Genomic DNA, 3,932 nt, shown 5'->3' on the forward strand with positions numbered 1-3,932 from the left:
CCGATGCGGCCGGCTAGGACGACCGAGAGCGCCACCAACCCAGCGCCGAGCAGGCGCAGCGCGATGGTGCCGCCGAGGTGGTCGGCCAGGGAGAAGAACTCGAGCAGCAGGGGTGGACGGTCGACCCAGTAGTTGCCGTAGAGCGAGGTGCCGGGAGCCCACTGCGACGCCACCAGCAAGAAGCCACCCTCATCAGAGCCCAGTGGCTGCGCCACGAAGGGCAGGCGCACCGTCACGGCAGCCAACGCAAAGAGCCCCACCCAAGTGCTGGACGACCAGGTGCGCGACGAGTGGGACCACGACGCCGTCGTCGCGGTCACCGACTCCGGCGCGATGGGAAGGTGCAGGGTCGTCGTCACGCCCTCACGGTGATCCCTCACCCCTGCCAGCCACCTGACTGGTCGGTCCCTCCGTTGTCAGAGATGGACCCTGCCCCGGGTGGCGGACCCCCGGGGCACGGCGATCGAGGAGCACGAAACGCGTGCGCTGGCGGAGCGGAGCGGCGGACTACTCAGGCGGCGAGAGCGGACGCGGCCGGCGGTCCATGAAGCAACACCGGACTGGGGGACATGGCAGGGACCTGACTGCTCGAGCGGGCGGCAAACTCAGGCCAGGGGGAGGCGCAACACCAGGCGAGTGGGCGTGCGGGCATGGGCGACTTCGAGGTCGCCACCAACACTACGGGCCATCCGTCGGGCGATGGTCAGCCCCAAGCCGGCGCCGGAGCCACCCGACGAAGTCACGCCCGGCTCGAAGATTCTCTCCGGGTCTCCTTCCACTCCCGGGCCGTCGTCCTCGACGACCACGTCCAGCGCACCCGCGCTGCCTGCGACGGCGGTGATGACGACCTGGTCGCGGGCGAAGCGAAGCGCGTTCGCCACGACCGGCGCCAGCGCCCGCGCAGCGATCGTAGCCGGGGCGGCGACCCGGTGGTCGACGAGATCGACGTGCACCGTGAGCCCGTCGTGGGGCAGCGTGGCAAGCACGTCTCGCACGACGTCGGCGATCGAGCAGGACGCGGCGTCCATGAGTGAGGACTCGGTCCGTGCAACGTCCAGGAGCGTGGTGATCGTGGTGGCCATGCGACGGCTGGCCTCCGAGATCTCCTCGAGCACCTCACGCATCGGGGGCGACAGTTCGTCCTGCATGAGCGCGAGATCCGCGGTTCCCTGCACCACGGTCAACGGTGTGCGCAGCTCATGGGCGAGCTCTGAGGTCAGACGTTGCTCGGAGCGGATGGCCGCGGTGACCTTGTCGAGCAGCGTGTCGAGGGTGGCGGCAAGAGCGGTGATCTCGTTGGTGGGGCTGCCGAGTTCGAAGCGACGCGACAAGTCGTGCTCACTCCAGTCCGTTGCGGTCTGGGCGAGAAGCGCGACAGGCTTAAGTGCCCGGGTGGTGACCGAGGCGGCAATGCCCGCTGCCGCGGCCGTGGCGAGTGCCCCGGTGATGAGGCTGACGATCAGTGCGTACCGCTCGGCTTCCTCGTAGGGCTCCAGTCGTTCGGACACCACGACCACTCCTTGGCTACCGCCGGTGGTGGTGAACGGGATCGCGATGATGCGCTCGGCACTGCCCGCGGTGACGAACTGCGTCGAGGTCGAGGTGCTGAGCTTGTCGAAGGTGGCTTGCAGGTGACGAGCGGCGACGCCCACGACGCGGCGGCCCGCGCCGTCGTAGACGACGATGCCCGGGTCCAGGTCGGCCGAGGGGACCACGAGATCCTGTGCCTTGGAGGCGCTGATGGCTGAGCTTGCCACGGCGTCTGCACGGTCCTCCAGGACGCGGTCGACGTTGCTCCTGGTCAAGTCGGCCAGGATCAGCTGGAGCACAACGGTGAGCAAGAGCATGGCGAAGGCCGTCACACACGCGGTGAGGACGATGATCTGCCGGCGGAACGTTCCCGGTGAGATGCGCCAGGGCAACTTCACTGGAGTCGGAATCCGACGCCGCGCACGGTCTCGATCGTGACCGGCGATCCGATCGATTCGAGCTTGGCTCGGATGCGGCGGATGAAGGAGTCGATGGTGTTCTCGTTCACCACGGCGCCATCGGGCCAGGCGGCAGCGACCACGGTCCTGCGTCGTACGACCTGACCGGGTCGTGACGTGATGGCCGCGAGCATCCGGAACTCGGTGGGTGTCAGCAGCACCTCGCCGGAATCGGAGCGGACGCCATGTCGGGTCGGATCCAGGACGAGGCCCGAAGGCGAGTCCGGGGCCGGTCGCCCGCGTCGTCCCAGCGCTTCCACCCGTGCGATCAGCTCCTTGACGTCGAAGGGTTTGGACAGGTAGTCGTCGCCGCCGGCACTGAAGCCCGACAGCTTGTCGTGCACGGTTCCCAGTGCCGTGAGGAAGACCACCGGTGCCGCCTGACCGGCCGAGCGCAGTGCTTGGGTGACGTCGCGTCCATCTGAGTCCGGGAGCCCGATGTCCATCACGAGGACCTCGACGGCGCTGTCCGGGCCGAAGAGTCGTAGTGCCTCCCCGCCGTCGTGGGCACTGAGGACCTCGTGTCCTGAAACGACCATCGCCTGGGTGACCAGACGACGGATGGCGGGGTCGTCCTCGCAGATGCCGATCAACATGGCACTCATCCTCTCGCAGTCGAGGCGACCGCGGAGGGAGCCCCGCTCCGTGCGTTCTCGCAGACGACTTCGCTCCGAGCCGTCGCCCGCTGCGTCGATCGGGGCGAGACCCGCCAGATCGTCGGGGGTCAACTGCGCAAGGGCCATGACACGAGAGCCTGATGGCTAGCACCTGCACGGCACCTGACCGCCCGACGTGACGTGACGTGCTTCGCAGGCATTCAGGTTGTCGGCATGCTCACGGGTGCACGATCGGTGAAGACTCAAGTCCAGGCCCACTGCATGACCGGAGAACGCCATGTCATCGACAGCCACCACGAGCCGCCCGGTTCCCCCGGCCCTCGCCCCGCGGACCAGTCGCGGCCTCACCGAGCGAGGCCTCCTGGCGGGTGTGGTCTGCGGAGCACTCGCGACCATGGGTCTGTGGTGGTACGACGCGACCGCGATGGCCGGGCTCGGAGACTGGCTCACCGCAGCGGGCCGGCTGACGGGATTGCTCGGCGGCTACACGGTCGCCGTGGTGCTGCTCCTCATGAGCCGTGCGCCGTGGATCGAGCACAGCCTCGGCTCGGACCGGTTGGCCCGCTGGCACGCCATGGGCGGCCGCTACCTGATCAGTCTGCTGACCGCGCACGCGCTGCTGCTCACCTGGGGCTACGCCCTCACCGCACACGCCGGCGTCCTGGCTGAGACCAAGGTGATGCTCTTCGTGGTCCCCGACGTACTCCTGGCGACCATCGGTTTCGGGCTGCTTCTCGTGGTCGGGGCGGTCTCGGCACGCAAGGTGCGCAACCGCGTCAGCTACGAGACCTGGTACCTGCTGCACCTGCTCACCTACCTCGCTGTCGGGCTCAGTTTCCTGCACGTGCTCTCGGCCGGCGCGGACTTCCAGACCGGCTGGGCCAAGGCGGCGTGGATCGCCCTGTACGCCGCGGTCGGGACGACACTGCTGTGGTACCGCTGGCTCCTGCCCGTCAGGGACGCCCTGCGCCACCAGCTGCGGGTCGCCTCGGTGGTGACCGAGGGACCCGATGTGGTCTCCATCACCGTCACCGGCACCGGCCTGGACCGGCTCGGCGCCCAGCCGGGACAGTTCTTCCGGTGGCGCTTCCTCACCCCCCGCGGATGGTGGCAGTCCCACCCCTTCTCCCTCTCGGCCATGCCCACCCCCGACGAGCTGCGGATCACCGTCAAGGACCTCGGCGATCACAGCCGTGACCTGCAGGCGCTGCGCCCAGGGACCAGGGTGATCGCCGAGGGCCCGTACGGCGCCTTCACTCCCGCCCGCCGCCGGGGCCACGGAGTCCTGCTCCTCGCCGGGGGAATCGGCATCACGCCGTTGCGCGCC

Annotated in this window: 3 protein-coding genes and 1 pseudogene; 1 reads left to right on the forward strand and 3 read right to left on the reverse strand. The window is 69.1% G+C overall.

Translation table 11 applies throughout. The features are described from left to right. From RMO85_RS07140 to RMO85_RS07150, 3 genes and pseudogenes are all read right to left on the reverse strand, one after another. A pseudogene (locus tag RMO85_RS07140) lies at positions 1-359 on the reverse strand (hypothetical protein); the annotation flags it as partial. Between the two features lie 246 nt (positions 360-605). Then, positions 606-1,847: a HAMP domain-containing sensor histidine kinase gene (locus tag RMO85_RS07145; protein ID WP_310528000.1), complete on the reverse strand. Its 1,242-nt coding sequence runs from the start codon at positions 1,845-1,847 to the stop codon at positions 606-608. A 77-nt stretch (positions 1,848-1,924) separates the two neighbouring features. Continuing rightward, positions 1,925-2,584 carry a response regulator transcription factor gene (locus RMO85_RS07150; protein ID WP_310528001.1) on the reverse strand — a complete coding sequence of 220 codons (660 nt, stop codon included), beginning with the start codon at positions 2,582-2,584 and terminating at the stop codon, positions 1,925-1,927. A 298-nt stretch (positions 2,585-2,882) separates the two neighbouring features. On the opposite strand from RMO85_RS07150, the gene RMO85_RS07155 reads away from it, so the two are divergent. Further along, positions 2,883-3,932, forward strand: a 1,050-nt coding sequence (locus tag RMO85_RS07155) for a ferric reductase-like transmembrane domain-containing protein (protein WP_310528003.1), incomplete at its 3' end; no start/stop codon positions are given.

It is taken from the genome of Nocardioides sp. (assembly GCF_031422975.1).
In the GTDB taxonomy this organism is placed as follows: domain Bacteria; phylum Actinomycetota; class Actinomycetes; order Propionibacteriales; family Nocardioidaceae; genus Nocardioides.

Coding starts and splice junctions, on each gene's coding strand:
- RMO85_RS07145 (WP_310528000.1), bottom strand. CDS start 1,847: ATGCTCTTGCTCACCGTTGTGCTCCAGCTGATCCTGGCCGACTTGACC.
- RMO85_RS07150 (WP_310528001.1), bottom strand. CDS start 2,584: ATGTTGATCGGCATCTGCGAGGACGACCCCGCCATCCGTCGTCTGGTC.